Source organism: Arthrobacter cavernae (assembly GCF_017368795.1).
Lineage (GTDB): Bacteria > Actinomycetota > Actinomycetes > Actinomycetales > Micrococcaceae > Arthrobacter > Arthrobacter cavernae.
In genome coordinates this window covers 37,861-62,160 of record NZ_JAFNLL010000029.1, presented here as the reverse complement: position 1 = coordinate 62,160, position 24,300 = coordinate 37,861, and the positions used below count along the sequence as shown (strand labels likewise).

The 24,300-nt window shown below is 68.7% G+C and carries 18 protein-coding genes, 2 tRNA genes and 1 riboswitch; of the genes, 12 read left to right on the top strand and 8 right to left on the bottom strand.

The genetic code is table 11. The features are described from left to right. The first annotated feature begins 6 nt into the window (after positions 1–6). The 5 genes from J1902_RS12690 to J1902_RS12670 are packed head-to-tail and all read left to right on the top strand — an operon-like array spanning position 7 to position 7,385. Positions 7–1,230: an ATP-grasp domain-containing protein gene (locus J1902_RS12690; protein ID WP_207616608.1), complete on the top strand. Its 1,224-nt coding sequence runs from the start codon at positions 7–9 to the stop codon at positions 1,228–1,230. Further along, on the top strand, positions 1,227–3,107 hold the full coding sequence (locus J1902_RS12685) for an IucA/IucC family protein (RefSeq protein ID WP_207616607.1): 1,881 nt from the start codon (positions 1,227–1,229) through the stop codon (positions 3,105–3,107). Before J1902_RS12690 ends, J1902_RS12685 begins: the two co-directional genes overlap by 4 nt. Further along, a complete protein-coding gene (locus tag J1902_RS12680) occupies positions 3,104–4,360 on the top strand; it encodes an MFS transporter (RefSeq protein WP_207616606.1) in 1,257 nt (418 codons plus the stop codon). The genes J1902_RS12685 and J1902_RS12680 overlap by 4 nt, the downstream gene beginning before the upstream one ends. Continuing rightward, positions 4,357–6,132, top strand: a complete 1,776-nt coding sequence (locus J1902_RS12675) for an IucA/IucC family protein (protein WP_207616605.1) — start codon at positions 4,357–4,359, stop codon at positions 6,130–6,132. Before J1902_RS12680 ends, J1902_RS12675 begins: the two co-directional genes overlap by 4 nt. Next, positions 6,129–7,385: a type III PLP-dependent enzyme domain-containing protein gene (locus J1902_RS12670; protein ID WP_207616604.1), complete on the top strand. Its 1,257-nt coding sequence runs from the start codon at positions 6,129–6,131 to the stop codon at positions 7,383–7,385. The genes J1902_RS12675 and J1902_RS12670 overlap by 4 nt, the downstream gene beginning before the upstream one ends. A gap of 17 nt (positions 7,386–7,402) precedes the next feature. Here the strand turns inward: J1902_RS12670 and J1902_RS12665 are convergent, their stop codons facing one another. From J1902_RS12665 to J1902_RS12650, 4 genes are read right to left on the bottom strand one after another with little or no spacing between them, the layout of a single operon-like run. Beyond that, positions 7,403–8,425 carry a siderophore-interacting protein gene (locus J1902_RS12665; protein WP_207616603.1) on the bottom strand — a complete coding sequence of 341 codons (1,023 nt, stop codon included), beginning with the start codon at positions 8,423–8,425 and terminating at the stop codon, positions 7,403–7,405. After that, positions 8,422–9,306, bottom strand: coding sequence for an ABC transporter ATP-binding protein (locus J1902_RS12660; protein ID WP_207616602.1), 885 nt, complete (start codon positions 9,304–9,306; stop codon positions 8,422–8,424). Before J1902_RS12660 ends, J1902_RS12665 begins: the two co-directional genes overlap by 4 nt. Next, positions 9,303–10,397, bottom strand: coding sequence for a FecCD family ABC transporter permease (locus tag J1902_RS12655; protein WP_307794444.1), 1,095 nt, complete (start codon positions 10,395–10,397; stop codon positions 9,303–9,305). Before J1902_RS12655 ends, J1902_RS12660 begins: the two co-directional genes overlap by 4 nt. Continuing rightward, complete coding sequence (locus J1902_RS12650; protein WP_307794443.1) at positions 10,394–11,428, bottom strand: FecCD family ABC transporter permease; 1,035 nt, start codon at positions 11,426–11,428, stop codon at positions 10,394–10,396. The genes J1902_RS12655 and J1902_RS12650 overlap by 4 nt, the downstream gene beginning before the upstream one ends. A 157-nt stretch (positions 11,429–11,585) precedes the next feature. Between J1902_RS12650 and J1902_RS12645 the strand changes: the two genes are divergently transcribed. Beyond that, positions 11,586–12,608 (top strand): ABC transporter substrate-binding protein, encoded by a 1,023-nt coding sequence (locus J1902_RS12645; RefSeq protein WP_207616601.1) that lies wholly within the window; start codon positions 11,586–11,588, stop codon positions 12,606–12,608. Positions 12,609–12,751: 143 nt separating this feature from the next. On the opposite strand, the gene J1902_RS12640 is transcribed toward J1902_RS12645, so the two are convergent. Continuing rightward, positions 12,752–12,839: transfer RNA gene (locus tag J1902_RS12640), tRNA-Ser, on the bottom strand. A 63-nt stretch (positions 12,840–12,902) separates the two neighbouring features. After that, positions 12,903–15,170 (bottom strand): prolyl oligopeptidase family serine peptidase, encoded by a 2,268-nt coding sequence (locus J1902_RS12635; protein WP_207616600.1) that lies wholly within the window; start codon positions 15,168–15,170, stop codon positions 12,903–12,905. A 59-nt stretch (positions 15,171–15,229) separates the two neighbouring features. Between J1902_RS12635 and J1902_RS12630 the strand changes: the two genes are divergently transcribed. Both J1902_RS12630 and cycA read left to right on the top strand, forming a co-directional pair. After that, complete coding sequence (locus J1902_RS12630) at positions 15,230–17,209, top strand: FAD/NAD(P)-binding protein (protein ID WP_207616651.1); 1,980 nt, start codon at positions 15,230–15,232, stop codon at positions 17,207–17,209. 88 nt (positions 17,210–17,297) lie between these two features. Then, positions 17,298–17,395: riboswitch (glycine riboswitch) on the top strand. Positions 17,396–17,554: 159 nt separating this feature from the next. Continuing rightward, positions 17,555–19,021 (top strand): D-serine/D-alanine/glycine transporter, encoded by a 1,467-nt coding sequence (cycA, locus tag J1902_RS12625; RefSeq protein WP_207616599.1) that lies wholly within the window; start codon positions 17,555–17,557, stop codon positions 19,019–19,021. Positions 19,022–19,094: 73 nt separating this feature from the next. Here cycA and J1902_RS12620 read toward each other — a convergent pair whose 3' ends face one another. Continuing rightward, on the bottom strand, positions 19,095–19,880 hold the full coding sequence (locus tag J1902_RS12620) for a VOC family protein (RefSeq protein ID WP_207616598.1): 786 nt from the start codon (positions 19,878–19,880) through the stop codon (positions 19,095–19,097). A gap of 203 nt (positions 19,881–20,083) precedes the next feature. After that, positions 20,084–20,171, bottom strand: a tRNA-Ser gene (locus J1902_RS12615). Between the two features lie 109 nt (positions 20,172–20,280). Between J1902_RS12615 and J1902_RS12610 the strand changes: the two genes are divergently transcribed. From J1902_RS12610 to J1902_RS12595, 4 genes are all read left to right on the top strand, one after another. Continuing rightward, positions 20,281–21,264 carry an NAD(P)H-quinone oxidoreductase gene (locus J1902_RS12610; protein ID WP_207616597.1) on the top strand — a complete coding sequence of 328 codons (984 nt, stop codon included), beginning with the start codon at positions 20,281–20,283 and terminating at the stop codon, positions 21,262–21,264. Positions 21,265–21,300: 36 nt separating this feature from the next. Next, positions 21,301–21,588: a PadR family transcriptional regulator gene (locus J1902_RS12605; RefSeq protein ID WP_207616596.1), complete on the top strand. Its 288-nt coding sequence runs from the start codon at positions 21,301–21,303 to the stop codon at positions 21,586–21,588. Between the two features lie 166 nt (positions 21,589–21,754). After that, positions 21,755–24,031: a carbon starvation CstA family protein gene (locus J1902_RS12600; RefSeq protein WP_207616595.1), complete on the top strand. Its 2,277-nt coding sequence runs from the start codon at positions 21,755–21,757 to the stop codon at positions 24,029–24,031. Continuing rightward, the gene (locus J1902_RS12595) at positions 24,031–24,222 is read left to right on the top strand and encodes a YbdD/YjiX family protein (RefSeq protein ID WP_207616594.1); all 192 of its coding nucleotides are present in this window, start codon (positions 24,031–24,033) and stop codon (positions 24,220–24,222) included. The genes J1902_RS12600 and J1902_RS12595 overlap by 1 nt, the downstream gene beginning before the upstream one ends. The last annotated feature ends 78 nt before the right edge of the window (positions 24,223–24,300 follow it).

Sequence of the window (24,300 nt, the reverse complement as noted above, 5' to 3'; positions counted from 1 at the left end):
CCCTCTGTGTGCCTCTACCTGACTGCCCTCAACCCGACCGACGCCGTCACCCGCGGCTTCCTGCCCGCGGCGGCCCAACTCGGCCTCGACGTCGTGGTCCTCACCGACGAACCTGAGGCGCACCGTGCTGCCTACGCGGACGTGCCCTTCCCGCCGGCCGCCGTCGAACATGCCGATGTGCGCGACCCGGGCGCCGTCGCGGCAACGGTCCTTGGGCTGCAGCCCCGTTTCGGGCTGCCCACGGGGCTCCTGAGCAACAGCGACCATCTCCAGTCGGCCACATCGCTCGCGGCCGAGCTGCTTGGCCTCCCGGCCAAGGAATGGCGTGCGGCGCTGCGCTGCAAGAACAAGTTCCTCATGCGCCGGACCCTCGCGGACGCGGGTCTCGACACGGTCGCTTCAGTCCAGGTGGCCCCCGGGGACGACATCGGGGCGGTAGCCGCACACATGCCGTTCCCCGCCGTCGTCAAGCCCCGGGAAGGCGTCGCAAGTGAAGACGTGCTCCTTGTCGAGGACCTCGCCGGCCTCGTGGCCACGGCCGCCGACATCCGGTCGCGCCGCCCGGACACCACCCTCGTCGTCGAGGAGTACCTCGCGGGCGGGCTCCACACCTTCGAGACGCTCGGTGACGGCCAGTCCCTGCATGTCCTCGGTTCGTGGCACACCTCGCTCGGCGTGCCCCCGTTCTTCACGGAGTCGCGCCGCGACTGGGAGCCCGGGCTTCCGGACACGGTCGTGCGGCACCTCCTCGACCAGCTCGCGGCCCTCGGCGTTGGCTTCGGTGCGTGCCACACGGAGTTCGTCCTGCAGGGGGACCGGGCGCGCATCATCGAAGTCAACTACCGTCTCATCGGCGACACCATGGACCTCATCTATTCGGAACTGCTTGGTGTGGACCTGTTCGAACAAGTCATCCGCATCCACATGGGCGAGGCACTCCCGCAAGGCCTTCCCGATGCGGCCGCCATCGACCGCAGCGCACACCTCCGCTACGTGACTGCGGACCGTGCCGGAACGCTGCTCGCTGCACCCGACGAAGGGCACGACGAGCTCCCGCACGGGGTCCGGCTCCAGCATCGGCGTCTGCGCAGCCCCGGCGTCACGGCCCCGCTCCACGGCACCAACCGGGATTACCTTTCGGTGGTTCACGCGATCGGCCCCCGGACCGCAGCGGTGGACGACGCCGTTGAGCGCTTCATCGCAGGCAACAGCTGGGAAGTCCGGGCATGAGCGCCGTCGCCCCTGCCCTTTCCGCCCCTGCCCGTCCCCACTCGGCCCCCGCCGCCATGGGGGCTGTTGCAGCCTTGCTCTGCCGGGTGGTCGATGCCCTCCTGCGTGAAGACCACCTCGGCATCCAGTCGGCCGGCCGGTCCGGACACGAAGCGAAAGACGCCCGTCACGACGGGCAGTGGTGGAGCGCGCCGCTGCCCGGCGGCCGCATCCTGCACCTTCCCGTCCGGCCCGACGGCTTCCTCGCCGAGCACCGCCTCGCGGAGCCTTACATCCTTGTTGAAGACGCCGTTGAGGACGCCGCCGGTACCGTAACAGCCGCCGAAACGCTCGACGCCGTCCTCGCAGCGCTCGCGCCGCGCGACGACGCCGAGGCCGAGGCCGGATGGGCGGACTTCGCCGAGGAATGCCGCCAGAGCGCCGACGTCGTGGTGCTCCACGAGACCGAATGCGCGCCCTTGGCCAAGGACAATTCCGCCGCCCGGGCGAACGGGGGTTCCGCGGACGACGGCGGGCTGCGCGGCTTCGCGGGGCTCCTCCGGCACGAGGCCGCGGCCGCCCTTCGCGACCACCCGGTGCACCCGACCGGCCGTTGCCGCTGGGGTCTCAGCGATGACGAGGTCCGTTCCTACGCGCCCGAGTTCCGGCCGGAATTCCGCCTCGCCTGGACGCTCGTGCCTCGAAGCGAGGTGAACTTCTCGGCGGCACTCGGCGACAGCCTTCCTGCCTGGTGGCCCTCGCCGGCCGAGCTCGGGGCCTCCGAGCAGGCAGCAAAAGACCTCGTGGCGCTGCCCGTGCACCCGCTGACCGTCGCCCGTGGCGAGGTCACCGCCGTCGGGCATCCCGGTCCGCTCGTGGTGCCAACACTTTCGACCCGCACGGTCGCCCTCGTCGATGACCCGGCAACCCATCTCAAACTGCCGCTGCCAACGGCATCGCTCGGGCGCCGCAACCGTCGGACCATCAAGCCCGGGACCCTCGCCGGCGGGGAAATCATGCAGGGCATTCTCACCGAGATTCTGGACCGCGAGCCCCGGCTGGCGCGCCGCATCCTCCTCGCGGACGAGTCGCGGTGGGCCGACAGCGGCAGCGAAGTGCACGCGGTGCTCGTCCGGGACTACCCGCCTGCCGTGGCCGGGGACATCCTCGCCCCCGTAGCCGCCATCCTGGCACCGGCCTCCGGCGAACCGGGCCGGCGGGTCCTGCACGAACTGGCCGCCGAGGCCGGCCAGAGCGCCGGGGAATGGCTCGACGCCTACACGGAGTTGCTCCTGGACTGGCATGTGGCGCTGTGGCTGCGCTACGGGATCGCGCTTGAAGCGCATCAGCAGAACATCACGGTGGCACAGGGGCCGGACGGTCTGCGCTTGGTTTATAAGGACAACGACAGCGCGCGCATCGATTGTTCGCGGGCGTCCAAGGCACTGGGCCGTCCTGTGCGGGCCGGGGACTTCAGCGATGCCCGCATCGCTGCCCAGGACCCGGCCGAGCTCGCGGACATGTTCACCACGATCACCCTGCACTTGTGCACCGCGGCGCTCGTCGTCGAGGCAGCGGGCGACGACGACGCCGCGCGGGCAGCAATGTTCAGGCGCGCCCGGACCCGCCTCGAGGAGGCCTGCGCACGCTGGACCGACCCGCACGATGCCGGGTCCCTGGCCGCCGCGGACCTCCTCCGGACGCGCATCCTCGACGCGGAGCGCCTGCCGGTCAAGGGCATGCTCACGGCGGGGACGCTGCTGCCCAAGGAACGGATCGGGTGCGCGGACATCAACAAGTTCTACCTCCGCACGGGACCCAACTACCTGGCCGTTCCAGGCCGGGAAGCCGTTCCGGACCACGTGGCCGTACCTGACAACGGGGCGGTCCGCACGTGAGCACCCTTTACCGCCGCCACGTGCTCGGGATCGCCGGCGCCCACTGCGCGTCGGCGTTCGCAGCCCTCGGCCTGCCCCCGTACCTCGGCGTGCTGCTCCCGCAACTGGGCGACCCTTCGGCCCGCTGGGCCGGCGTCCTCTACGTCCTCCCGACGCTCTTCACCGCACTGTCGGCGGGTGTGTGGGGCAGGCTTGCCGACCGCTTCGGTCCCAAGCCGCTCCTGATACGGGCCCAGATCGGCCTCGCGCTTGCGTTTGCTCTCGCCGCTGTGGCGCAGGACCTGCCGACGCTCGTCGTCGCCCTCGTCACCCAAGGTGTGCTCGGCGGGACGTACTCGGCGAGCACCGCCTATCTCGCCTCGGGCCTCTCCGGAGAGCCACTTTCCCGCGGGCTCGCCCTCATGCAAGGCTCGGCGCGGACGGCCCTCGTCGCGGCCCCGGTCCTCGCGGGCCTGCTCGCAGGCGTCCTCGACATCCGGCAGATGTACGGACTCGCGGCCCTCCTGCCGCTCGTCGCGGCGCTGTGCATGCTCCGCATGCCGGCCCTTGGGCGGGTCGACCGCGTCCGGCCCACCCGCCGCACGGAGCCGGAGGCAACGGACGACGACGGCGCTCCCCGGCGTGCCGCCGTCACCCTCGCCGGCCTGTGCACGGCGGAGGCAGGGTTCGTGCTCGTGACGGTATCGACGTACCCCTACTTCGTGCCCTTAATGCACCTCGTGGCACCGTGGCTTCCGACGTGGGCGCCCGGACTCCTGTTCGCGGCCCCGCACGTCATATACCTCGCTTTCGCCGCTGTGGTCCTGCGCGCACTGCGGGGCCAGCCGCGCGTCGGTCTCACGATTGCCTACGCGGCAGCGGCGGCGTCCGCCGTCGTACATCTGGTTCCAGTCTTCGTCCCGGGGCCGGGATCCCTTGCCTGGCTCCTGGCCGGGCGGCTGCTTCTCGGCGTGGCCCTTGCGCTGGGCCTTCCGGCGCTGTCCCTGCTTGCGGCGGAAGCTGCACCCTTCCATACCCCCGGGGCCTTGTTCGGCCGGGTCGAGGCGAGCTCCAAATCGGGGGCCGTTCTGGCCGGCGGTACGGCCTCGGCCTTGGCCACCCTTGCACCGGCGGCTCTTGGCCCCGCAGCCCCGCTGGTGATACCCCTCGCCGCGGGCGCCGTCCTGGCCTGCACCGCGCGCCGCATGACCACACCCCAGCAACTCCCTTCTTTCTCCATCCCTGTCCCAGTTCCTGATCGGAGCCTCACGTGAGCACTGCAGTCTTCAGCCCATTCCGCGTCCACACGGATGCCGAACTGGCCTCCGCCCATACCCTCCTCGGCTGCCTCGTCCGCGAAGTGGCAGGCCCGGACGGCCAAATGATCCTCAACGACGGTTACCTCGAGATCCATCTCGCCCACATCAGCGTCCACTTGCGTGCCCGTACGGCCCGCGTCTCCACCGTGGCCATGCACCGCTTCGAAGGCCCGGTGGAACTCTTCTCCGACGGAACCTGGGCCGTGATCGGCCTCGAGGAACTGGCCGCGCTCACCACCGACGAGCTGACGGCACGCACCGGGGTCCCCAATCCCGAGTTCAGCGGGCAGGTCCGGGCAAGCCGGGACTCACTTGCCGACATCCTCCAGTGGCGGCCGCTGGAACCCGCCCGCGATGCCGGCCCCAGCGCAGCCGAATTCCTCGACTCCGAGCAGGCCCTGATCGAAGGGCACCCCCGTCACCCCTCGCCGAAGTGGCGCTCGGGCGACCTTGCCCAGTGGCGTCGGTTCTCCCCTGAAACCCGCACCGCCTTCCGCCTCCGGTGGCTTGCCGTCCCGGATTCCTTCGTCCTCGAGCACGCGGAAGAGGGAAGCTTCGACGAGCACGCGATGACCCAGGAATTGCTCGCCGGGAATGCCGTTCCGGCGGGCCACCGGGCGGTCCCGGTCCACCCCTGGCAGTTCGAACTGCTCTCCGCGGACCCGGAAACCGGTCCCGTGATTGCGCAGGCGCTCGCCGAGGGGGTCATTGTGGACCTGGGCGAGATCGGCCTGCCCTTCCACCCAACAGCCAGCGTCCGTACCCTCTATCAGCCGGAAACGGACGTCTTCCTCAAGACGAGCCTCAACGTGCGCCTCACGAACTGCCTGCGCAAGAACGCCGCCTATGAGCTCTCCGGCGCAGTGGCTCTCACAGGCCTGCTCGCCGACACCCTGGACGTGGTCCGGGCCGCCAGCCCTGGCTTCGACCTCCTCCTGGAGCCTGCCGCACGCAGTGTGCAGCTCCCCGGGCACCTCGGCACCGACGAGCAGCGCCTTGCCGTCCTCGAAGGCTTCGGTACCATCGTGCGGAGCGGGCTGCGGAGTGCGGCGGGAGGCAGCTCCCGCGTGCATTTGCTGGGCAGCTTGGTGGCATCCCCGGATCCCGCCGGGACCCCCACGCGCCTGGCCGACCTTGCCCCGGACGGTTCCTGCACAGCCCGTTCCGACTGGGCGAGGGACTGGTGGGAGCGGTATGTCGGCCTGCTGGTGCCGTCTGTGCTGCGTTTGTGGGGCGGGCACGGGATCGTCCTGGAACCGCACTTGCAGAACGTGCTCGCCGTGCTCGGACCGGACGGCCTGCCGCGCACGGTCCTCGCGCGGGACCTTGAGGGCACCAAGCTCATCGAGTCCCGGCACGTGGACACCCTGGCCGCCCTGCCGGAGGAAGTGGCGCGCGGCGCCGCATATGACGAAGAGCGCGGCTGGAACCGGATCGCCTACTGCCTGTTCGTGAACAACCTCGCGGAGGTCGCGGGCGCGCTCGCCGACCTCGTACTGGAGGATCCCGGATTTGAGGACGCGCTCTGGGCCCGGCTGGGTGACGTTATCGAGCGCGTGAGCGAGGAGCTGGGCCGTCCCGCGAGGCTCCGTGCGCTTCTCGCGGGCGTGCCGCTCCCTGCAAAGACGAACATGCTGATCCGCTGGCAGCGCGCTGCCGACCGGCATGCCGGCTACGTCCCGTTCCCCAATCCATTTGGTACCGCCCTTCCGGAGGAAGCACGATGAGCACCACTGCCCTTTCCCCATCCGTCCCCGTCACCCAGGCAGTGTTGGACGCCGTGCACAGCGCGGCCGCCGCGGGCACCTTGCCGGCATACGTGTACGACGTCGGCCACCTGGCCAAGCACCTCGGCACGATCCAGGCGGGGCTTGCGCAGGCCGGACCGGGGCTGAGCCTGCTGCACGCGGTCAAGGCCAATCCCGACGCCGGCCTCCTTGAGGTCATTGCGAGGCACGTGGATGCTCTGGAGGTCGCGAGCGGCGGCGAGCTCGCCCACGTGCGCAGGCTCCTGCCGGACGTGCCGCTCGCGTTCGGCGGCCCGGGCAAAACGGATGAAGAGCTCGTTGCGGCGCTCGAGGCCGGCGTCGACCGCTTCCATGTCGAGAGCCCGCGCGAGCTGCACCGGCTCCAGCGCTTCGCCAGTGAGCGCGGCGTGGTCGCCTCGGTGCTCCTGCGCTGCAACCTCCCGCTCGACGACGCGGAAGGGGACGGCGCCGGAGCTGCCGGGGCAAGCGGTGCCGCCGCCGGGGCGGCCCTGATGATGGGCGGCACCCCCAGTCCCTTCGGCATGGACCCGGACACGGCCGACGACGCAGCGGCCAGCCTGCCGCAGCTGGACGCCATCCGTTTCGTGGGGATCCATGCGCATCTCGCGAGCGGACTAGGTCCCGGCCAGTGCGCCGAAATGGCTGAGAGCATCCTGCGCTGGGCGCGCGATTTCGCCGACCGCCACGGCATGCCGCTCGAGGAGGTCAACGTGGGCGGCGGCATGTCGGTCGACTACGCACGCCCGGACGAGGCCTTCGACTGGGACGACTACGGCCGGTGCATGGCCGACGTCGTCGCACGCCATGCCCCCGTGCGGGTGCGCATCGAGCCCGGCCGGGCCGTGAGCGCCTACTCCGGGTGGTACGCCACGCGCGTCCTCGATCTCAAACGCAGCCACGGGAGCTGGTTCGCGGTGTGCGCCGGCGGCACACACCACTTGCGGACGCCCGCTGCGAAGGGCCATAGCCAGCCGCTCGCCGTCGTGCCGCTCGACGCCGGCCGGGAGGACACTGAGGTCGCCGGCGTACCGGTGACGTTCGTCGGACAGCTGTGCACGCCTAAGGACGTCCTCGCGCGCGAGGTGTCCGTCGAGTCGCTCGCGGTCGGGGACCTGGTGGTGTTCGGGATGGCCGGCGCGTACGCGTACAACATCAGCCACCGGGACTTCCTCATGCACCCGGCACCGCGTGTCATCCACGTGGGCGGCTGAGCGCCCCCACCCGCACATCAGCGCTGCGCCGTGCCTTGCTTCCAGTAGCCCATGAATGCGACTTGCTCGCGGTCGATTCCGCACTCGCGGACCAGATAGCGCCGCAGGCCCGTCACGAGTGTCGACTCACCGGCGATCCAGGCATAGAACGGCGCGGCGCCTCGCTCTGCGCGCCCGGCCCCCTGGCCGAATAGCCGCCGGTACTGGGGCGTGTCCCACACGAGCACCCGCTCGGGACCGACGTCGAGCGGCTCCGCTGCTGCGACCACACGGTCGACGACGGCGGGGCCGGGCGCGCACAGCGGGGCCGGGACGGCGCGGCGCACCGCATCGGCGAGCAATTCGCCATGGGTGTGTCCCCGGCGCTCAAGCCACGTCACCTGCGCCGCCGCCTGCGTCGGGAGGTCCTGAATCATGCCGGCGTCGGGAATCTCGATGATGGCCTCTGCCATGAGCCCGGAGGGCAGGTCGCGGAGGATTCCCGCGATCGCGGGCAGCGCAGTCTCGTCCCCCGCCAGGAGCACGTGCCGCGCCCGGCCCGGCGCGAACTCGATCCCGGCGCACTGGCCCGCCGAGGCGCTTGGACCGATGACGAGCGCCGGTTCGCCGATCCTGATGCCCCGGGCCCAGCGGGCCGCGGGGCCTTGTGGGCCGTCCGGGTGCAGGACGAAGTCGACGTCGATCTCCGGGTATGCTTCGTCGAGGCGGGCCTCCCGCACGGTGTAGCTGCGCAGTTCGCCGCGCTCGGCCTCGGGCAGGCGCAGCCACGCCTGCCGCCACGAGCGGCCGGGGTCCTCGGCGTCGCGGCATTCAAATGCTTTGGCTCGGGGAAGGGACCGTCCCGGCGAAGGGATCACGATCTTGATCCGCAAGTCCCAGGTGGCACCGTTGTAAATCCCGAAACCAAGCAGGCTCGTGCCCCCGAACGTGACGCGGCGCAGGCGCGGGCCCAGATCGCGGATCGCGGTCACCGACAGCGGGAATGGCTTGGTTGACTGTACGGTCAGGCCGCGCGCCGGGGCTCGGAGCGGGCCGGTCATGCGTCTGCCTCACTCATGACCTGCAGGCCGGCACGCATGCCCGGAGCTGCGGCACTTTTGACGCTGCCCGCGCCGAGCGGCACCACATGCGGACGGCCCTCGGTGGGCTCCTGGATGACCTCGGCCCTGAGCCCGAAGACCTCCCAGAGGAGTTCCGGCGTGATGACGTCCGACGGCGGGCCCTCGGCAACGATCCGGCCATCCCGCATCGCGATGATCACGTCCGAGTACCGCGCCGCGAGGGAGATGTCGTGCAGCACCATGACGACGGTGCGCCCCATGTCCTGGTTGAGCCGCCGCACGAGCTCGAGGACGTCCACCTGGTGGGCGAGGTCAAGGTAGGTGGTCGGTTCGTCGAGGAGCATGAGTTCGGTTTCCTGGGCGAGGATCATCGAGATCCATGCCCGCTGGCGCTGCCCGCCGGAAAGGTCCTCGAGCGGAGTGGCTGCGAGGTCGGCGATGTCCGTCGCCGCGAGCGCGTCCGCGATCGCCCCCTCATCGGAGTGGGAGAACTGCTGGTACCAGCGCTGCCGCGGATGGCGCCCGCGCGCCACGAGTTCACCCACGGTCAGGCCACTCGGGGCGTGGGGCGTCTGCGGGAGGATGCTCATTCTTTGCGCTGTGGCCCGTGAAGACATGCCGGCGAGGTCGCCGCCGTCGAGCGCTACACGCCCCGCCTGGGGGCGCAGCAGGCGCCCGAGGCCGCGCAGCAGAGTGGACTTCCCGCATCCGTTGGGTCCGATGACCGACGTCACGGTACCGCGGGCAAACGCGACGTCCAGCGATGGCACCACGGTCCGCCCGTCAAAGCCCAGGGTGAGGCCATGCGCGGAGAGGAGGGCGGTGTCGTCCCTTGGTGCGGGCTGGGTCGCGGTGGTCATATGGTCCTCTTCTGGCTGCGGAACACAAGGGCAATAAGGACAGGGGCGCCGAGCACGGTGGTGAAGACGCCGACGGGAAGGGCATGCGGCAGCAAGAACCCGGCTATGAGGTCGCTCAGCACCACGAAGGCGGCGCCGAGCAGGGCGGTGAGCCCGAGTGAGGGAACGACTGTCCGCCCCGCGAAGCGCGCCGCGAGCGGGCACAGGAGCGCGACGAAGGCAACGGGCCCGGCGAGTACGGTTCCCACGGCCGCAAGGAGAACAGCGAGCACCAGGAGCAACGGCCGGCTCCGCCCCAGCGGGAGGCCGAGGCTGCGGGCGGTGTCGTCGTCGAACGCGCTGATGAGGAGCCAACGGCCGCATGCCCCGGCCACTGCGAGGAGCGGCACCGATGCGAGGAGTGCAGGCACTACGGCTCCCCAGTCCTTGCCGTTGAGCGAGCCCATCATCCAGGTGATCGCCTGGGAGGCATTTGTCACGTCCCCCAGGGTGAGGAGCCAAATGGTGGTGCTGGACGCGAGGCCAGCGGCACCGAGGCCGACGAGCACGAGGCGCATGCTGTCGAAGCCCTGCTGGGCGCGCCGGTAGGTGAGCAGGAACACCGCGGTTCCGGTGCCGAGGGCCCCCACCGCAGACGCGACGGGCATGCCGACTGCGGCCGCCAAGCCGCTGGCACCGCCGTGCCCTGCCCCGGCCAGCACGAGGACCGCGACCGCGCCGGTCGATGCGCCAGCGGTCACTCCGAGGACCTCGGGCGTCGCGAGGGGATTGCGGGCGATCGTTTGGGTGAGGCCGCCTGCGACGGCGAGACATGCCCCGGCGACGGCTCCCGCGATGGTGCGGGGGAGCCGGAATTCGAGCACGGTCAGCCTGACGGCCCGGGGAAGCGCGGGATCGTCCATGAAGGCGGCGAGCACCTGTGAAAGCTGGACGGGCCTTCCGGCCAGCATGAGATGACCCGCAACGGCTGCAAGCAGGAGCACCAGCGCCGCGAGGCTGAGCCATGCGATGCGCGGCAGGAGCACGAGGGACGCCGTCCGCACGCGGATCACGCGGGACCCCGGAGCGAGGAGTCCGGGCGCCCCGCTCACAGGGTCACCAGCCGGCGGCGTCGGGCGAGATAGATGAAGAACGGCGCGCCGACGACGGCGAGGACGACGCCGACCGGCAGTTCGCCCGGGCGTGCGATGACCCGCCCGGCGGTGTCGGTGAGGAGAAGGAGCGAGGCCCCGAATAGCGCGCTCCCGGGGATCTGCCAGCGGTAGTCTGCACCGACGAGGCCGCGGACCGCGTGCGGCACGAGGAGGCCCGCGAACGCGAGGGGTCCCGCGAGGGTTACGGAAGCCGCCGCGAGGACGGCGAGTGCCGCGAGACCGAGGATTCGTGCCCGGGCCACCGAGACGCCGAGCGAGCGGGCGGTGTCGTCGCCGAGAGCGAGGGCGTTGAGCGGGCCGATGTTGGCCACGGCGAGGACGAGGCCAACGATGATGAGCGGAACGAGCTGCGGAAGCAGGGCGCCGCGGGCCGCCACCGATCCCATTTGCCAGAAACGGAGAGTGTCCAGCGCCGCGTCACTGCTGAGGACGATGAGCGACACAACGCCGCCGGCAAGCGCCGAGACGGCGGCTCCCGCGAGGACGAGCGTGAGCGGGGTTGCGCCGTGGCGCGTCGCTGATCCGACGGCGATGACCAGGGCGCAGGCGGTCACGGCTCCGGCAAACGCGAATCCGGCCTGGGCGTAGGTACTCATTCCGGCAGCGCCCGGGAGCAGCGACCCGGCAACGATCGCGAGGGCAGCGCCCGGATAAATGCCGAGCAGGCCGGGGTCCGCGATGGGGTTGCGGGTTTGGCCCTGGGCCAGGCAACCGGCCACCCCCACGCAGGTGCCGACAGCGAGTGCATTGAGCGTACGCGGCCACCGGAGCTCACGGATGGCGATGTCGGCCACCGATCCGTCGGGGGCGAAAACTGCATGGACCAGCTCTTCGAAACTTGTGGGGCGGCCTCCGAACGCGAGGCTCAACGCCAGGGAAGCAATGACCACGAGAACGCCCATGGCGAGCCCGAGCGCGGGCGTACTGCGGGTGCCAGGTGTCCGCAGTGCAGACAGTTGGACAGACACGAAATTCCCCTTGGTACCTAATTACGTCAGACAAGTTGTGCGTATTTCGAATACGTCCGGTACAGTCTACGGCAGCAGTGAGGCAAGGCTTGCCTCACTCCCTCGATTTGGCCCGAAGCGGCCCACACCGACATTCGCATCTTCCTGGAGGACACCCATGACCCGTCTCCGAATCACCCGAACCGTGGTGGCCGCTGCGGCTGCTGCCAGCCTCATTGCGCTCACAGCGTGTGGCGGGCAGAGCACCGCAGCGCCGTCCGCAGCGGCGTCTTCTGCCGCGAGCAACGTCGACGCCCAGTTCCCCAAGACCATCCAGCACGTGTTCGGGAGCACGGAAATCAAGACCGCGCCGAAGCGCATTGTGACGCTCGACCCCAGCTACACGGACGCGGCCCTCGCGCTCGGTGCTGACGTTGCGGGATACGTGATCTACCGCAAGGGTGACACCGAGTTCCCGTCCTACCTCGGGGACGTCAGCGCCCAGACAAAGGATGCCGCGAACGTCGGCTCCCTTGCTGAGCCGAGCCTCGACAAGATCCTCGCGGCGCAGCCGGACCTGATCGTCTCGGCGAAGGTCCGCCATGAGGCCCTCTACCCTCAGCTTGCGAAGATCGCCCCCACGATCATGTCTGTCTCGACCGGACCGACGTGGAAGCAGAACATCGTGATGCTGGGTGACGCACTCGGCAAGAAGGACAAGGCCGAACAGATCATTCAGGCCTACCAGGAACGCGCAAAGAAGGTCGGCAGCGCGATCCTCGCCAAGAACCCGGGCCTGACGTACTCCTACGTCCGCTTCAATGGCGAGGACACGGCCCGCCTCTACTCCAGCAAGTCCTTCTTCGGCGAGATCATGGTCGACGCCGGCATCCCGCGCCCGGCCGGCCAGCCGGATTCCGCGGAGAAAATCTTCGTGCCGCTGTCCCAGGAGCAGCTCTCGGCTGCCGAGGCAGGCCTCATCGTTACGTCCGCGTTCGGCCAGGACACGGCAGAAGGCGAAAAGTCCCGCGCCCAGAAGGAAAAGTTCATGGCCAACCCACTGTGGGGCACGCTCAAGGGCGAGGTCCTCAACGTTGACGACACCGTCTTCGCGACGTCCGTGAGCCTGCAGGGCGCGCATGCGGTCCTGACCAAGCTCGCCGAGAAGTACGGCGTGGACCCGCAGCTGCCGAAGGCCTGACAGCCGGCCTCTTCTTAGGCTGAAAACCGGAAACGGCCCCGCGCCCAGGATCCTGGGAGCGGGGCCGTTTGCGTTGCCCGGAACCCGGCCCGGGGCCGGGCTTAAACGCAAATGGTCCCGGTTCGAAAACCGGGACCAAATCGCGGAGACGGGGGGATTTGAACCCCCGGTGGAGTTGTGCCCCACACTTCATTAGCAGTGAAGCCCATTCGGCCGCTCTGGCACGTCTCCAGTCGCTATTGCTAGCCCACCAAGGATACGCAGAACATGGCGTGCAGCGCAAAACGGGGAGTATTACTTCCCCGCCAGCGCCCGCCACAGGAACTGCTGGCTGCGGGCCTGCTGGGATGCCGCCTGCCGGTTGTCCGAGGCGCCGGCGTGCCCGCCCTCGAGGGCCTCGTGGAACCACACGTTCGGAATGCCCATGGCCTGCATGCGGGCGGCCATCTTGCGGGCCTGGACGGGGCCCACCCGGTCGTCCGACGTAGCCGTCCAAATGAACGTTTCGGGGTATTCCACTCCGTCCCGGAGCAGGTGGTACGGCGAGAAAGTACGGATGTACTCCCACTCCTCGGGCACATCGGGGTCGCCGTATTCGGCAATCCACGAGGCCCCGGCGGACAGCCTGGTGTAGCGGCGCATGTCCAGCAGGGGCACGCCGCAGGACACGGCGCCGAACAGTTCCGGGTACTGGGTCAGCATGTTGCCCACCAGGAGCCCGCCGTTGGAGCCGCCCACGCAGCCGAGCCGGTGCCGGCTGGTGACGCCGCGGGAGATGAGGTCCTGGGCCACGGCCGCGAAGTCCTCGAAGGCGCGGTGCCGCTTTTCCTTCAGGGCGGCGCGGTGCCAGGACGGCCCGTATTCGCCGCCGCCGCGGATGTTCGCCACCACGTACACGCCGCCGCGGGAGTGGGTCTCGGAGCTGTCCTGGATGGCTGCGTCCTCGGTGCGGCGTTCCAGCCAGGCCCGGCCCACCGTGCCGCTGTAGGCCGGGGTGCGGGCGACCTCGAATCCGCCATAGCCCGAAAGCTGCGTGGGATTCTGGCCGTCCAGCACCAGGTCCTTTGACGCCACCTGGAAGTACGGAACACGTGTCCCATCGGCCGAGACGGCGAAGTGCTGCTGGACCTCGTAGGCGGAGTCGTTGAAGAACGACGGCGACGACTTCACCACCGCATGCCGGCTGGCCACGCCGCCGTCGCGCCCCGCATCGAGCGTGTAGGTGACTTCGCCCTGGGACAGGGTGCCCCGCGTCAGGGTGGTGGGGGTGGTGAACCCGGTGGCGACCAGCCAGTAGTCGTTGCCGCCGGCCTCATCCCCGGCAGCCTCGTCCTCATCGTCCACGGCGTAGGCGTTGACATCGTGCAGCGGCGGGCAGGCATCCAGCACGGTGGCCGCCCAAGCGCCGGAGGAGTCCGCGCTTGAGGGATCGAGCACCCGGATTTCGGACGAGACGTCGCGCAGCAGGTTCAGCAGCAGGTAGTCCCTGGTCCAGCTCCAGGACTGCAGTGAGGTGGACTCGTCCGGCTCGAAGAGCACCACGAACGAGCGGCCGCCGGCCAAGTGGCCCTCGAACACCGCGGCGAGCAGCGAGCCTGCCGGGTATACGGTGCCGTCCACGTCCCAGTCCTGTTGCGGGCGGAACAGCAGCCAGTCCCGGTGCGCGCTGATGTTGACGTCCGTGGGGACGTCAATGGCGATCCATTCTCCATCGCGGAGCAGCCAGGTGGTGCGGTTGTAGAAGTCGATGTAGTCCACGGCGAAGGTCCGCTCGAACCCGGGCGTGGGATCGTGGGCGACCATCGCCAGCATGTGGTCTTCGGGGATTTCGAAGATTCTCCCGGCCTGGGCCAGGGACTCGCCGCGGCGCAGCTTCACGGCCGTGCGGGCGTAGGAGGAGCTGGTCTTGGGCAGGTCCTCGGCGGTGCTGGACACCAGCAGGGTGTCGGCGTCGAGCCAGCTCGTGTGGCCCTTGGCCGTGGGGATGTCGAAGCCTCCGGCGGCCGGATCCACGAAGGTGCGCGTCTCGACGTCGAACTCCCGGTGCCGGTTGGCGTCGCCGCCGTCCGGGGAGAGCGAAATCATGGCGAGCCGGTGCGGTTCGCCCTCGGCGGGGCGCAGGAAGCCGGCGCCGTGGAAGACCCATTCCTCGCCCTCGGCGGCGGCGAGGGCATCCACGTCCAGGAGGACATCCCATTCGGGTTCCTCGTTCAGGTAGCTCTCCCAGGTGGTGCGGCGCCAGAGGCCTTTGGGGTTCTCCCGGTCCTTCCAGAAGTTGTAGTAGAAATCGCCGCGCTTGTTGACCATGGCGATCCGGTCCGTGGAGTCGAGGACCTCCAGGATGCCCGCTTCGAGGGCGGCGTAGCCCGCGTCTTCGAGCAGGTCCTCGGTCCGGGCATTCTGTTCGCGGACCCAGGCCAGCGGCTCGTCGCCGTGGATTTCTTCGAGCCACACGTTTTCATCCGTGGGCTCCGGGGCGGCGGTGTTGGCGTCGCCGGGGTGGGACTCCTTGGCAGTGTCGTTCTCTGGCAGTGGCGTGTGATCAGCTGCTGTGGCGGTCATCGATCCATCCAAGCAACACCCTCCAGCAGGAAGCAAGTCACAGGAAGTTAGGCTTGACCGTGGGCAAATCGCAGAACATCCGTGTGGCATTGATCGGGGCGGGCCCCCGCGGCACCAGCGTGCTGGAGCGCTTGCTCGCCAACTGGGCCGCCGCCGCAGCCCGGTCCGGGGACGCTCCGGCCGCGCCCGGACGCTCGCTGCACATCGACGTCGTGGACCCCTTCCCGGCCGGTCCCGGGCACGTCTGGCAGCCCGGCCAGTCGCGGCTGTACCTGATGAACACGCAGTCCTTCTACCCCACGCTGATCCCCGAAGAACCCGGCCTCGCGCCGCCCCTGGCCGGCGGCTCCTTTGACCAGTGGCGCTCGGCCCGCCGGCAGGACGGCGGTGGGCAGGGCGGCGGTGGTCAAGACGGCACAGCGCTGAGCGACGCGGAGCGTGCCGAGCTGGCCGGCCTGGAGTCGGACAACTTCCCCAGTCGGGCACTGTACGGGCGCTACCTGCGCTGGACGCTGGCGGAACTGCTTGAGCGGCTGCCCGACGGCGTCACGGTCACCTTCCACGCAAGCAGCGCGACGGCCGCCCGGCCCGCCGCAGGAGGGTTCGACGTCGAACTCGACGACGGCGGCAGCCTCGCCGTCGATTCGCTCGTCCTCGCGCTCGGCCACATCGAATCCCGGCTGAACCCCGAACAGCGCGCCTTCAAGGACGCCGCGGAGGAACTCGGCCTGCTGTACGTGCCGCCCGCCGCGCCGGCCGACGTCGACTGGCAGCAGGTGCCGGACCAGGAAACCGTTTTGGTGCGCGGCATGGGCCTGAACTTCTTCGACGTCATGGGCCAGCTGACCGAGGGTCGCGGCGGCGTGTTCGTCGAGGCCGGCGGGGTGCTCGAATACCGTCCCTCCGGCCGGGAGCCGCGGATCGTCGCCGCGTCCCGGCGCGGCACGCCGTACCGCGCCAAGGCGGGCCTGGACGGGTACTACGCCCGGAGCATCACGCTGCGGTACCTGACGGAGTCCGCCGTCGCGCGATTCAAGGCGGCGGGCATCCAGCCCGGCTTCGACCACGACCTCTGGCCGCTCCTGCACCGTGACGCCCTGTGGGCCTATTACGCCACGCTGGCGCGTTCGGAACCCGTCGCGGTGAGTGACGCGGAGGAGTTCCTCGCGGCCCTGGACGATGCCCTGCGGCCGCATGCCCACGCCGCCGGCAGCTGGGAAGCCGTGGTGGCCGGCCTTGTGCACAAGCACGTCGTCGCGTCCCGGCGGCTGAACCTGCCCGGGCTGGCCGCACCGCTGGCCGGGCGCTCGTTCGGCTCCCGCGCGGAACTCGACGACGCCGTCGTCGACTACCTGGACGACGACGCCAGGCGCTCCGCGCTGGGCGAGGCGGACCCTGTCAAGATGGCCATCGGTGCCCTGCACACCGGACGTGCGATTCTCAAGACGGCAGTGGCCGACGGCGGTATCACCGATGAGTCGTGGGTGGCCGAACTGCGTGGCTGGTTCGAGTCGTTCGTCGAGGGGCTGGCCAGCGGGCCGCCCGCGCTGCGTTCGGCACAGCTGGCCGCCCTGGCGAGGGCCGGCGTCGTGAGCTTCGTGGGACCGGACCCCAAATTCAGCGTGGACCGGGGTGCCGGGGTGTTCCGCGCGGTCTCGCCGTGGGTCCACGACGCACCCGTGGAAGCCCGGACCCTCATCGAGGCGATGTCGCCGGCCAACCGGGTGGCCATCAACGTCTCGCCGATCCTTCGGCAGCTGCTCGCCGACGGCCTGGTCCGGGCCAAGGTCATGATGACGGCCGAGGGCAGCCCGGTGCAGACCTCGGGCCTGGACGTGGAGCCGCACCCGTACCGGCCCGTGGGCGCCAACGGCTCGGTGACGGAAGGCATCTATGTGCTCGGACTGCAGTTGTCCGCCGCCCAGTGGGGGACCGCCATCGCCGCCGAAGCCCGGCCGGCAGAGGGCCCGGCGTACACCAGCGGCCAGCGCACCCTGCGTGATGCCGATGAAATCGCGCGGAGCATCCTCGGCCTGTAATTCCCGCTGCGCAATTGCGGCGCACTTGCGGCGGGCCCCCCTTTTCCGCTAATGTGTGAGCCGCATCACTGACAAGTGAAGACGCTTATGATCTGCGGCGGGAGAGTCCTGCCGGTACATTCAGCAGGCGCCGTAGGAGCAAATCCTCCCCAGGAATCTCTCAGGCCCATGTACCGCCGCGGCGAGGCAACTCTGGAAAGCAGTCCGGTCTACCGGGCTCACCGAAGGTGCAAGCGGGCCCTGTGCAAGCAGGGGGCGCGGAAACTCTCAGGTCCACGACAGAGCGGGGAGGAACCCGAATCATCGTGGCACCCCCCCCGTGCCACCTGAACGATGGAGTTCCTCATGACGATTCAGCGCCCACCTTCCACTGCTGCCGGTTCACCCCACCTTGAACGGCAGCTCAGCAATCGCCACATCCAGCTCATCGCGATCGGCGGCGCCATCGGCACCGGCCTGTTCATGGGCTCGGGCAAGACCATCTCGGCGGCCGGGCCCTCCGTCATCTTCGTCTACATGATCATCGGCTTCATGCTGTTCTTCGTCATGCGGGCCATGGGCGAGCTGCTGCTGTCCAACCTGAACTACAAGTCTTTCAGCGATTTCGCCGCGGACCTGCTGGGCCCGTGGGCCGGCTTCTTCACCGGCTGGACCTACTGGTTCTGCTGGGTGGTCACCGGAATCGCGGACGTCATCGCGATCGCGGGCTACTCCCAGGAACTCTGGCCGGGCCTCCCTCTGTGGGTGCCGGGCCTGGCCACCGTGGCCATCCTGCTGCTCCTGAACCTGGCCACGGTCAAGGCCTTCGGTGAGACCGAGTTCTGGTTCGCCCTGATCAAGATCATCGCCATTGCGGCATTGATCGTGGTGGGCCTGTTCATGATCTTCAGCGGCTTCCAGTCCGACGCCGGACCGGCCAGCTTCACCAACCTGTGGAGCCACGGCGGCTTCTTCCCGAACGAGTTCATGGGCTTCGTGGCCGGCTTCCAGATTGCCGTGTTCGCCTTTGTCGGGATCGAACTGGTGGGCACCACGGCCGCCGAGGCCAAGAACCCGGAGAAGAACCTGCCCAAGGCCATCAACTCGATCCCCATCCGCGTGCTGCTCTTCTACGTGGGTGCCCTCATCATCCTGATGTCCGTCACCCCGTGGACCCAGTTCGCCGCCGGGCACAGCCCCTTCATCGCCATGTTCTCCCTGGCCGGCCTCGGCGCCGCCGCGACCATCGTCAACCTGGTGGTCCTGTCCTCGGCCATGTCCTCGGCCAACTCCGGCATCTACTCCACCTCGCGCATGGTCTACGGCCTGGCCCAGGAGGGCGACGCCCCTGCCGTGTTCAGCAAGCTGTCCCGCCGCAAGGTGCCGCAGAACGCCCTGTTCCTGTCCTGCGTGCTGCTGCTCTCCGGCGTCGTGCTCATGTACGCGGGCCAGGACATCGGCAAGGCCTTCGACATGGTGACCACCGTGTCCGCCGTCTGCTTCGTCTTCGTCTGGTCGATCATCCTGGCCAGCTACCTTGCCTTCCGCAAGCGCCGCCCGCAGCTGCATGACGGGTCCAAGTTCAAGATGCCCGGCGGCATTCCGATGGTCTGGACGGTGTTCGCCTTCTTCGCCTTCGTGCTCTGGACGCTGACCACCCAGCCGGACACGCTCACCGCGCTGCTGGTCACGCCGCTCTGGTTCGTGGTGCTCGGGGTCGCCTGGTTCATCCTGCGCCGCCGTCCCACGCACCTGGCCCGCTACGCGGAGTTCCGGGCCGAGCTGGAGCAGGAATCCGGGCAGGTACAGGAACCGGAGCTGGCGCAGAAGTAGGAGGCTGAGCGAAAGGCAATGCCCCCAAGACAAGTCTTGGGGGCATTGCCGTGACATCAGTTTCTGTGGAGGCCTAACCTGCCAGCTTCAGATCCTCGACGAGTTTGAAGGTGGCGCCCGTCGGATCGTTCAGCGTGCACAGGCGGCCGAACGGGGTGTCCTCGGCTGGCTGGATGACCGTGGCACCGAGCGCGAGGGCCTGTTCCACGGTGGAGTCCACCTTGTCCACCGCGAAGTACACGCCCCAGTGGGACGGAACCTCCTCGGGCAGGAAGCCTGAAGCGTCCATGATGCCGGCCTTGGCGTCGTCCCCGGCGCCGAGCGTGGAATAGCGGAATTCGTCGGTGTCGCCCACCACTGACGTGTCCCAGGCGAAGACGTTCTCGTAGAAGCCGACAGCCGCGGCAAAGTCCTTGGACAGCAGTTCGTGCCAGGCCGGCGCTCCCGATTCAGCGGCGAGCTCGTAGCCCTTCATCTCGCCGAACTGCCAGGCGCCGATGGCCGCTCCGGACGGGTCGGCGTACATCGCCATGCTGCCCTGCTCCGGGATTTCCATAGGCTCCATGTAGACCTGGCCGCCGTTGGCGGTGGCTGCCGCCGTGGTGGCCTTGATGTCATCCGTGCGCAGGTACGTGGACCAGACATCCGGCATCTGAGCCATGTCTTCCTGCTTCTGCATGATCCCGGCCACCATCTGGCCGTTCTTTGATGCCGTGATATAGCCGCCGTACTTTTCCTCGTCACCGGTCTCGTAGGTCCAGCCGAAGAGAGCGTTGTAGAAGGACTTGGCTTTTTCGGTGTCCGAGGTCATCAGGTCGATCCAGCAGGGTGCGCCGGGGGTGATGTCAGGTGTTGGCATGGGTATGGCTCCTGTGTCTGTTCCGGGCCCGGAGGCCGCGGTCTTCTGAGTGAGTGGTGGAGACAGACAGAACCCTATGCCGGGCCCGTGACAGTTTCAATGCTCTTCTGAAGGTCAGTTCTCAGATCGCGTGAACGGACAACGTGGCGGACAACAAAAAAGACGCCCCGGACTCTGCAACAGAATCCGGGACGTCCCATGGGCGGAAGGTAAGGGATTTGAACCCTTGGTGCGGGGTTACCGCACACTGGTTTTCAAGACCAGCTCCTTAGGCCGCTCGGACAACCTTCCCTGCCTAGTAGTGTTTCATAGGGAGTTGGCTGCACCAAAACACCGGACGCCGTGTTCCACGCGGACGGGCAGCCACTTGCACGCATCAGCCAGGAATCGGGAGCACGTCATGAAAGCCGTCTACATCTCCACCCCGGGCGGGCCCGAAGTCCTCGAGATCCGCGAGGTCCCGGCTCCCGTGCCGGGACCGGGCGAGGTGCTGATCGACGTCGTCGCGGCCGGTCTCAACCGCGCGGATGTCCAGCAGCGCCGGGGACACTACCCGCCGCCCCCCGGAGCCTCCGAAGTTCCGGGACTGGAAGTTTCCGGCCGCATCGCGGCCTTCGGCCCCGGTGTCACCAAGGCGTTCTCGCTCGGGGACAAGGTGGTGGCGCTGCTCGCCGGTGGCGGCTACGCCCAGCAGGTGGCCGTGTCCGCCGAACAGGTCCTGCGGCTTCCCGACGGCGTTGACCTGGTCACCGCCGCATCGCTGCCCGAGGTCGCGGCCACGGTCTACTCGAACCTGATCATGACCGCGCAGCTGCAAGCCGGTGAGACGGTCCTGATCCACGGAGCCACGGGCGGCATCGGCACCATGGCGATCCAGCTTGCGAAGGCGGTTGGCGCCACCGTGGCCGCAACGGCCGGCAGCGACGAAAAAGTCGGCACCGCCAAAGCCTTCCTGGGCGCGGACATCGCCATCAATTACGCCGAAGAGAACTTCCCGGAAAGCCTCAAGGCGCAGAACGGCGGCAAAGGCGCGGACGTGATCCTCGACGTCGTCGGTGCCAAATACCTCCAGCAGAACATCGACGCCCTGGCCGACTACGGCCGGCTGATCGTCATCGGCCTGCAGGGCGGGGCCAAGGGCGAGGTCGATCTCGGCCAGCTGCTCCGCAAGCGCGCCGCGATTATCGGCACCTCCCTGCGGCCGCGCCCGGTCGAGGAAAAGGCCGTCATCATGAACGCCGTGCGCGAGTTCATCTGGCCCATGCTCAGCGACGGCAGGATCAAGCCGCTCGTGGCGAAGTCGTTCCCTCTGGAGCAGGTCCGGCAGGCCCACGAGTATTTCGATTCCGGCGAGCACGTGGGCAAGGTTCTGCTGCTCCTCTGAACGTGTCCGCGCCCTCCCTGTCCGCAAGGAGCCCCCATGAGCATCCGGCACAGCATCCTGGCACTGCTGCAGGAACAGCCCCGACACGGCTATCAGCTGCGCGCCGAGTTTGAAAGCCGCGTCGGGGCCGTCTGGCCGCTGATCATCGGCCTGACCGCTGAACATCGGCCAGGTCTATACCACCCTGGCCGGAAGGACACGGCCGCCAACCAGCGGCCGGCGGACTCTGCCCGGCTGCTCGTGCTGGATTCCCTGATCTTCCAGGCCGAAGCCGAAATCCGCTGGCTGGACCTCTGCGAGGCGCGGCTGGGCCACGCAATGTGACCGGGCTTTGGCCGGGAGCCGCTGCGTCCGGCGCACGGTTGCCGCCGTTCACCGAGCAGCCTTTCGACAAGCCCGCCGCGCCCGCTGTCCTGTCCGTCCCCCTTGCTAGGGTGCTGTGGACTGGAGCACCGCAGCATGCACCGGCACTTCATCTCAAGGAGGAGACATGGGCAGACCCGCAGACGAACAACCGGCCCTCGCAGTAATGGAACGTGACCCCACCCTGCCCGCACCCGCCGTGGACGACGCCGTCCGCGAGGCCGCGGAGCGGAAGTGGACCCCGGCCAAGGTTGCTGTCTGGGCGGCCATTTCCCTGCTCGGCGCCGTCGCCTGGTTCATGGTGGCCCTGGTCCGCGGGGAAACGGTGAACGCGATCTGGTTCGTCTTCGCCGCGGTCTGCACCTACCTGATCGGCTACCGCTTCTACTCCAAGTTCATCGAGCGCTACCTGCTCAAACCCAATGACCGCCGTGCCACCCCGGCCGAATACAAGGCCGACGGCAAGGACTACGTCCGCACCGACCGGAACGTGCTGTTCGGCCACCACTTCGCCGCCATCGCCGGGGCTGGGCCGCTCGTGGGCCCCATCATCGCGGCCCAGATGGGCTACCTGCCCGGCACCATCTGGATCATCATCGGCGTCGTCCTCGCCGGCGCCGTCCAGGACTATCTGGTCATGTTCTTCTCCATGCGCCGCGGCGGACGTTCCCTCGGCCAGATGGCACGCGAGGAGCTTGGCGCCATCGGCGGCACGGCTGCGCTCATCGCAACACTGCTGATCATGATCATCATCGTCGCGATCCTGGCCCTCGTGGTGGTCAACGCCCTCGGCGAAAGCCCCTGGGGTGTGTTCTCCGTGGGCATGACCATCCCCATCGCCCTGTTCATGGGCGTCTACCTGCGCTTCATCCGCCCGGGCAAGGTCATGGAAGTCTCCATCATCGGCTTCGTCCTGCTCATGGCCGCCATCGTCGGCGGCGGCGCGGTTGCCAGCACCGAATGGGGTGCCGCGTTCTTCCACCTGGACAAGGTCACCATCGCCTGGGGCATCATCGTCTACGGCTTCATCGCCGCGATCCTTCCCGTCTGGCTGCTGCTGGCCCCGCGCGACTACCTGTCCACGTTCATGAAAATCGGCGTCATCGTCATGCTGGCCGTGGCCATCATCGTGGTCCGCCCGGAGATCACCGTCCCCGCCTTCAGCGAATTCGCCGGCAAGGACAACGGTCCCGTGTTCTCCGGCGCGCTGTTCCCGTTCCTCTTCGTCACCATCGCCTGTGGCGCGCTCTCCGGCTTCCACGCCCTGATCTCCTCGGGAACCACACCCAAGCTGATCGAAAAGGAACGCCAGACCAGGTTCATCGGCTACGGCGGCATGCTCATGGAATCGTTCGTCGCCATCATGGCCCTCGTTGCGGCCATCTCGATCGACCGCGGCATCTACTTCGCCATGAACGCCCCTGTCGCCCTGACCGGCGGCACGGTTGAGACGGCGGCGGCCTGGGTCAACAGCCTGGGGCTGTCCGGCGTCAACATCACGCCGGCCGATCTCGCACAGACCGCCACGAACGTTGGCGAGCCCAGCATTGTGTCACGCACCGGCGGCGCCCCGACCCTCGCCGTCGGGCTCGCCCACATCATGCAGCAGTTCATCGGTGGCACCTCCATGATGGCCTTCTGGTACCACTTCGCCATCATGTTCGAGGCACTGTTCATCCTCACCGCCGTCGACGCCGGAACCCGCGTGGCGCGCTTCATGCTGCAGGATTCCATCGGCAATTTCATCCCGAAGTTCAAGGAGGCGTCCTGGCGCCCGGGCGCCTGGCTGTGCACCGCCGTGATGGTCGGCGCCTGGGGTGCCGTCCTGCTCATGGGCGTCACCGATCCGCTGGGCGGCATCAACACGCTGTTCCCGCTGTTCGGCATCGCCAACCAGCTCCTGGCCGCCATCGCGCTCGCGGTCTGCATGGCCATCGCAGCCAAGCGGGGCTCCTTCAAGTACCTCTGGATCGTGGCCGTTCCTCTGGCCTTCGTAGCCGTCGTCACCGTGACGGCGAGCCTGCAGAAGATCTTCTCCCCGGTTCCGGCCGTGGGCTACTTTGCCAACAATGCGGCGTTCGCCAAGGCGCTGGCGGACGGCAAATCCTCCTTCGGCACGGCCAAGACGGTCGAAGCCATGGAGGCCGTGGTCCGCAACACGATGGTCCAGGGGGTCCTGTCGGTCATTTTCGTGACGCTCAGCGTCATAGTGATCATCGCAGCGCTCATCGCCACGGCCAAGGCCTTCAAGCAGGGCGGCGGCCACGACCACGAGGACGAGCCACGGCCGTCCAGGGTATTCGCCCCCGCCGGGCTCTTTCCCACCAAGGCCGAGAAGGAACTCCAGGCCGAGTGGAACAGCCTGCCTGCCGGGCAACGGACCGAGCGGCCGGCACACCACTGATGTCTTCCATCGTGAGGGGTCTCCGGGGCTTCACGGCGTTCGTGAAAGGAATCATGGGCGCTGACGCGTTCGAGAGATACCTTGAACACCACGAGGCCTCGGGCCACTCAGGTCCCGCCATGACCGAGCGCGAGTTCTGGCGTGACCGCATGGACCGGCAGGACAGCAACCCGCAGGGAAGGTGCTGCTGACATGCTGTTTCGCTACGGACGAAGTCGAAATCCCGGCCATGACAGATGGACCATCGGGGCTCCGTGAGAGTATGAACG